The sequence below is a fragment of the Proteus sp. MB838 genome (genome assembly GCF_054767435.1).
In genome coordinates this window covers 22,815-28,925 of record NZ_BAABMO010000041.1, presented here as the reverse complement: position 1 = coordinate 28,925, position 6,111 = coordinate 22,815, and the positions used below count along the sequence as shown (strand labels likewise).

The 6,111-nt window shown below is 36.1% G+C and carries 5 protein-coding genes; all 5 read left to right on the top strand.

The window, feature by feature from the left end:
• Positions 1–805: 805 nt before the first annotated feature.
• On the top strand, positions 806–1,333 hold the full coding sequence (locus ACYUCW_RS15115) for a fimbrial protein (RefSeq protein WP_004244940.1): 528 nt from the start codon (positions 806–808) through the stop codon (positions 1,331–1,333).
• 239 nt (positions 1,334–1,572) lie between these two features.
• Positions 1,573–4,200 carry an outer membrane usher protein gene (locus ACYUCW_RS15110; RefSeq protein WP_460408937.1) on the top strand — a complete coding sequence of 876 codons (2,628 nt, stop codon included), beginning with the start codon at positions 1,573–1,575 and terminating at the stop codon, positions 4,198–4,200.
• 48 nt (positions 4,201–4,248) lie between these two features.
• Complete coding sequence (locus ACYUCW_RS15105) at positions 4,249–5,007, top strand: fimbria/pilus periplasmic chaperone (protein ID WP_004244938.1); 759 nt, start codon at positions 4,249–4,251, stop codon at positions 5,005–5,007.
• An 11-nt stretch (positions 5,008–5,018) separates the two neighbouring features.
• A complete protein-coding gene (locus tag ACYUCW_RS15100; RefSeq protein WP_004244937.1) occupies positions 5,019–5,573 on the top strand; it encodes a fimbrial protein in 555 nt (184 codons plus the stop codon).
• 13 nt (positions 5,574–5,586) lie between these two features.
• Positions 5,587–6,105: a fimbrial protein gene (locus tag ACYUCW_RS15095; RefSeq protein WP_004244936.1), complete on the top strand. Its 519-nt coding sequence runs from the start codon at positions 5,587–5,589 to the stop codon at positions 6,103–6,105.
• The last annotated feature ends 6 nt before the right edge of the window (positions 6,106–6,111 follow it).

Sequence of the window (6,111 nt, the reverse complement as noted above, 5' to 3'; positions counted from 1 at the left end):
GAAAATATTCCATTATGAAGGTTTAATTTCTATATAGTTCTTTTTTATTATTTGGTTACAGCATTATTTAATTTTATTATGTCTATTTCTTAGTAAGTTAATGCTTTCAATTTTCTAATTAATTTCTTGTTTTTCATACTGTTAAATTTAACCGCAATATTTCAAAATAACCTTTTAGTTTTAAAATCCATTAAAAATAATTTATTGGTTTTTTATTCTGAAAAATCATCGTTATTGAATAATAAAAGTTATAATATTGTATCTTTTTTGTACTTATATGTAAATTTATGGTTATTTGTTTTTTTGTTATAATATTAAAATAATAAAATTTATTTCTATTTATAAAAATATGTTTCCTTCAATTTTTTACACTTTATATCTAAGTATTTTGTATTTAAAAGTCTATAAATATTCTTTTTATGATGCTATTTTTGGTTTTTTTATCTAATTACTTATTTTGGGGGTAATTATAATTTGCGTAAGATGAAAAAAAATCCAATTAATATCAGTGTATTAATAAATATATATTTAATTAAATTTATCAGGTTTGACTTAAATAAAGTGGCAGAGAATAATAAACCCAACTTGATATGAGCGTTATCTAATTTCGGTTGTTAATTATTATTTATTTTATGTATTGATGATTAATTATAGAGATTAATTTTTACAATATATCAAGATATACCAAATTCATTGCGTATCTTATTCATAAAAGAGAAGTGTATCGCCTGTATGGGATTATTTTTCTTAATTGAATGTTGTTGCTTTTATACTTTATTTAACTTTTATATTTTAGGAAAACAAAATGAAATTAAAAAAACTGCATTTAGTTTTAGGGTTAGGCTTATCTATCATTGCGGGCTCTGCATTAGCGGCAGATCAGGGGCATGGTACTGTTGAATTCTATGGTTCAATTATTGATGCTCCTTGTTCTATCGATCCTGATTCAGGTGCTCAACGTATTCCATTAGGTCAAGTGTCATCTAGCGCACTGAAGGACGGTGGCCGTAGTGCGTCAAAAATGTTTAAAATCAAATTATTACAGTGTTCTACTGAGACATATAAAACAGTCAAAACAACCTTTACCGGTGCTGAAGCTCCTGATGTTTTAGAGGGGGCTTTAGGTATTGAAGGGATCGCCAAAAATGCAGCTGTTGTTATCACCAATGCAGGTGGTGAACAAATCAAATTAGGTCAAGCAAGTGCCGCCCAAACATTGAATGACGGTAACAATGACTTAAATTTTGCCGCTTATTTACAAGGTTCTTCCTCAAAAGCTGCTATTCCTGGTGATTTTACAGCAATAGCCACTTTTGCTTTATCTTATCAATAATAGTCGTCAAATAAAGCTTTGTATAAGGATATACAAGGCTTTGTTAACTGATGAGCTTTCTTATCGTTAGGACACTTTTGTCATCGCGCTAGATATCGATGGTGAATAATAGTAAAACGCGCTCTTTTTATAAATACAAAAGGATTATTAAACATAGTGATATTTCATCCGTAGGGGCATTACCGATAATTGACTGTTTTGGGCTCGAATATCACTAAATGGATTAGTTAGGTTTACTTATGGCTAAATTATTCAAGACGATTGATTTAAATGTTAAACATAAAAGTAAGCAGTGCAGAGGTCGTTCTGCTACTACACTGATCTATTTCGTGATTATAGGGATGGCAAGTATTGCCAGCGAGTCATTTGCTGTTAGCAAAGATATTGAATTTAACTCAGATATTCTTGACTTAAAAGATCGAGGAAATATTGATTTATCAAGCTTTTCCCGAGCGGGATATATTACTCCTGGCAAGTATGAGTTAATTATTAATATTAATAACAATGAATTAAGTGGAACTTATCGTGTTGACTATATTGTGCCCAAAGATGATCCCAAGGCAAGCGAACCTTGTATCTCACCCATATTAGTTAAGCAGTTTGCACTCAGACCAGAATGGTTAAAAAAGTTAACTTGGAAAGATAAGGGTAATTGCCTTAATGAGGCATCGTTACCAGGTATGAGCCTGAGGACAGATTTAGGTAGTGGGGTTTTTTTTATTACTCTTCCTCAAGCTTATCTAGAGTATTCATCACCGAATTGGGAATCGCCTTCTTTTTGGGACGAAGGTATTGCTGGATTATTGTTTGATTATAACGTTAATGCCAATGTCAGAGCGCCTAGTGATGGCAAGCAGAAACAGCAGATCACCGCAAATGGTACGGCGGGGGCAAATTTAGGTGTTTGGCGTTTTCGGGCAGATTGGCAAGCAAGTTATGAGCACACTACAGGTGTATTGCATAGCACAGAAAATCACTGGAATTGGGATCAATTCTATCTTTATCGAGCGATAACGAAATGGGGCGCCCGTTTAGTCATGGGGGAGACTTACTTACGTTCAAACCTATTAGATAATTTCCGTTTTACGGGAATAAGTTTACTTACGGATGAGCAAATGTTGCCCCCTAATTTACGAGGTTATGCCCCAGAGATCACGGGAGTTGCAAAAACGAATGCAAAAGTCACTGTGAGTCAACAAGGACAGATTATCTATGAGACACAAATCGCGCCTGGGCCATTTCGTATTCAAGATCTGCATGATGCGGTAAGTGGACGCTTGGATGTTTGTATTGAAGAGCGGGACGGAACAATACAAGAATACCAAATTGATACAGCCAATATTCCTTATCTTACAAGACCGGGACGCCTTCAATATAAAGTATCTGCGGGTAAGCCTTCTCGATTAGATCATAAAACTGAAGGGCCTATTTTTGCAATGGGAGAGTTTTCTTGGGGAGTGAATAATGGTTGGTCTCTTTTTGGTGGCACTTTAGTTTCTAAGGATTATAACTCGGCCTCGCTAGGTTTTGGACGAGATCTAATGATGTTAGGTGCTATCTCTTTTGATACGACTCATTCATGGGCAACCTTCGCTAATGAGAATAAACACTATCATGGCAGTTCATATCGAATTAGCTATTCAAAGCGTTTTGAATCTATTGATGGGCAAATCACTTTTGCAGGCTATCGATTCTCTGATCGTCATTTTATGAGTATGGATCAATATTTAGATAGGCGTTATCGCTATGGCGCACAAGAAAATAATAAAGAGCTTTATACCCTTACACTGAGTAAACAATTTCCTCAATGGGGACTTAGTACCTATATAAATTATAACCATCAAAGGTATTGGGATAGACCGAATAACGACTATTACAACTTCTCTTTATCAAAGTATCTCGCTATCGGGAAGTTTAAAAACATTAACATTAGCTTATCCGCTTATCGTAATCGTTTTAATGGCAATCATGACAACGGCGTGTATTTCAACATTAATTTGCCTTGGCGTGATAGAGCAACGATAAGTTATAACTCGGTCATAAATAAAGAAGGTAACTCACATAATGTCAGCTATTTCGATCGCATTGATGATAACAATAATTATCGTCTAAGTGCAGGAGTTAGTAGTCGAGGTAAACCATCGGCGGATGGTTTCTTTACACATTATGGTGATGTTGCTTTAGTAACGGCTTCAGCCAGTCATATTAACGGCGACTATACTTCGGCATCTTTATCTTTCCAAGGTGGGGCAACATTAACCACTAAAGGCGGGGATTTTCACCGTAGCAATATGCCGGGGGCAACCCGTTTGTTAATTGATACTCAAGGTGTTTCCGATGTCCCGGTAAAAAGTCTTAGTGCCATATCTCATACCAATATTTTTGGCAAGGCGGTGATCCTCGATATTAATCACTATTATCGAGGCAGTGCTTCTATCGATCTTAAACAGCTACCAGACAATGTTGAAGCACTACGTTCTATTCATCAATTAACTTTGACTGAAGGCGCTATTGGCTATCGTCAATTTGATGTGATTGCCGGACACAAAGCGATGGCAACAGTACAGTTGGCTGAAGGAGGCGTTCCGCCATTTGCAGCGACAGTAACAACGCTTAATGGTCGAGAATTAGGTGTTTTTAACGACGGTGGAAAGGTTTATTTAAGCGGTATTAATTCAGGCGATGTCTTGTATGTACATTGGGATGGTAAAAACCAATGCCAATTATCCATTCCTAAATTGGCGGATACACAACTGATCACATCACTGCTTTTAACTTGCTTTCAAAGACAGCCGACTATTTCAACATCATTCCTGGAAACAGATAAAACGCAAGCATTACCTCAACATTCATTCCTTAGTAAATAACGCTAAGTAATAACAATAATTGATTAATAGAGAGAAGAGTAATTAAAGATGATGGCATCTAAACATTTATTTATGGTAACTACCACCTTATTAACTGGAATGGTGTTTACGTCGCAAGTTGGTGCGACAATCGCTTTAGATCGTACACGTATTATTTTTAATGGTGCTGATAAATCAGTAAGTCTGAGTATAAGTAATCAAAACAAAGAATTACCTTATTTAGCTCAAGGTTGGCTAGAGAACGAGCAAGGAGAAAAAATAGAAACACCTCTTATTGTATTACCTCCTATTCAGCGTATTGAACCTGGGAATAAGAGCCAAGTGAAAGTGCAATCATTACCTGATATTGCACAACTACCTCAAGATAGAGAGAGTGTTTTTTATTTTAATTTACGTGAGATCCCTCCACGTAGTGATAAACCCAACGTATTACAAATTGCACTACAAACGCGGATAAAATTGTTCTATCGACCAAAATCTATTTATGCCACCCAAACTGATTTAAGTAATCCATGGCAGGAAAAAATTACCTTAACAAAGCAGGGGGAGAGTTATGTTGTGCATAATCCCACACCCTATTATATCACTATTGTTGATGGTCTAACGGATCTGAAAGGGAAAAGCTTAGAAGGATTTACCCCTATCATGGTAGCGCCTCGAGGGCAGGAAAAACTCAATTTAACGGTTTCTACGCTGGGGGCTTCTCCGGTATTAAGTTACATCAATGATTACGGTGGTCGTCCAAGATTGAAATTTAGCTGCGATAGTCGTGAATGTAAGGTGATAGAAACAGACCAAGGAAATTAATAGGTATATTTATGAAACAGCAGATTAATAAAAATAGTCTTGTATCAATATTGGTACTATTGAGCTTTTTTATCACAACAAATGTAACTGCTGTGACACCGGTTTTGTCAAGTACGGGACTATCACAAAATTCGCCTATTACACCTATTTATCCGATCCCTATCAATATAAAAGGGTACGTTATCGCTCACCCTCCTTGCATGATCAATGAGGGCAAAACGGTAGAAGTGAATTTCGGTGATGTGCTAAGTACACGAGTTGATGGCTTAAATTACAAACGTCTGGTTGATTATCATCCAAGTTGTGAACAAATGCCCATTAATACACTAAAACTTTCTGTCGAGGGGAATGGTACTTTTTTTGATGCCAATGCATTAATGACCAATATTACCGGATTAGGTATACGTATTTTGTATCAAAATAAACCACTTAAGTTAGGGCAGGCAATTAATTTTACTTATCCCGATTTTCCTGTATTGGAAGCGGTGCCTGTGCGTGATTTTTCTACTCTTCTTGTGGGAGGAGACTTTTCTACCACAGCGACATTGCGCATGGAATATCAGTGAGGAGATAACGGGAATGTTTAATAAACAGAGGATATTCTTTTTCATAACGTTACTTTCATCATTTTCATTAATGGCTGATGAGACGGCAAATAAGGCGACAATCACTAACAGCGAAAATAATTTGAGATTATTTGGCACACTATTTATTCCCCCTCCTTGTGTGATCCAAAACAATGACATGATTGATGTTAATTTTGGTCACCAACTGGGAACGAGTCGCATCGATGGCATTAATTATACAAAGACCGTCAATTACACGTTGCAGTGTGAAGAAAATGCAAAAGGTTGGGCATTAGGTTTATCCATTATCGGCTCTGCAAGCCAATTTGATGCGGCTGCTTTACAAACCAATATAACGGATTTAGCCGTACATCTCACGATAGATAGTGAGCCATTTATTTTAAATAAACGGTTTGTTATTACCTCTGATAAACCGCCGATTATTTTAGCTGTGCCTGTAAAAAAATCAGGAAGTACCTTAACAAAAGGTGCATTTGAGGCAACAGCAACGCTACTTGCTGAATATCAATAGGAGTAT

Excerpts from the sequence above, each read along its gene's own strand:
- ACYUCW_RS15095 (WP_004244936.1), top strand. The coding sequence starts at position 5,587 with ATGTTTAATAAACAGAGGATATTCTTTTTCATAACGTTACTTTCATCA.
- ACYUCW_RS15110 (WP_460408937.1), top strand. The coding sequence starts at position 1,573 with ATGGCTAAATTATTCAAGACGATTGATTTAAATGTTAAACATAAAAGT.
- ACYUCW_RS15115 (WP_004244940.1), top strand. The coding sequence starts at position 806 with ATGAAATTAAAAAAACTGCATTTAGTTTTAGGGTTAGGCTTATCTATC.
- ACYUCW_RS15100 (WP_004244937.1), top strand. The coding sequence starts at position 5,019 with ATGAAACAGCAGATTAATAAAAATAGTCTTGTATCAATATTGGTACTA.
- ACYUCW_RS15105 (WP_004244938.1), top strand. The coding sequence starts at position 4,249 with ATGATGGCATCTAAACATTTATTTATGGTAACTACCACCTTATTAACT.